Origin of the sequence: Clostridium tertium (assembly GCF_902652255.1) — a bacterium.
Classification (GTDB): domain Bacteria; phylum Bacillota; class Clostridia; order Clostridiales; family Clostridiaceae; genus Clostridium; species Clostridium tertium_A.
In genome coordinates this window covers 1-660 of record NZ_CACRTO010000001.1, presented here as the reverse complement: position 1 = coordinate 660, position 660 = coordinate 1, and the positions used below count along the sequence as shown (strand labels likewise).

1 tRNA gene and 1 rRNA gene are annotated in these 660 nt (G+C 38.8%); both read right to left on the bottom strand.

The features are described 5' to 3' along the window. Positions 1 to 111, bottom strand: a 23S ribosomal RNA gene (locus GPX08_RS00010); the annotation flags it as partial. 325 nt (positions 112 to 436) lie between these two features. Further along, positions 437 to 513 (bottom strand) — tRNA-Ile (locus GPX08_RS00005). Positions 514 to 660: the final 147 nt, after the last annotated feature.

Sequence of the window (660 nt, the reverse complement as noted above, 5' to 3'; positions counted from 1 at the left end):
TCGGATCACTGGCTATGTGCGCCTACCCGAAGCTTATCGCAGCTTATCACGTCCTTCATCGGCTCCTGATGCCAAGGCATTCACCATGCGCCCTTTGTAGCTTGACCTATATGTCATTTAATTATAAACTTCGCATCTCTTCGTCGATTTCGTCCTTCACTTACTCGCGTATAAGATACGCTCCGTCGTTCAGTCCTCATCTCCTCGACCTGCTCGCTTCTAATTAAATTCCTTCTCTAACTTCTAAAATCGTGTAAACGATTAGAAAAGTTTAGATGGTTCTTTATTTATTAGTAATAAATTACAAAGTTATTCACAAAGAATATTTTTGGCTTGTTGTTATTTATATTCATATGCAATTTTCAAAGAACATTAAAACCTAACATTGTATTATTATAATCAATTAAGATTACACTATACATAGATTAAGTTTTTATGGTGGGTCTAAATGGACTCGAACCATCGACCTCACGCTTATCAGGCGTGCGCTCTAACCAGCTGAGCTATAGACCCATATAAGAAGAACTTAGTCCTTCAAAATTGAACAGAAGTTAAGAAACCAGTCTTCTAAGTTGTACTAGATAAGCGCCATGCTTACTAGATTTCTCCATAGAAAGGAGGTGATCCAGCCGCAGGTTCTCCTACGGCTACCTTGTTACG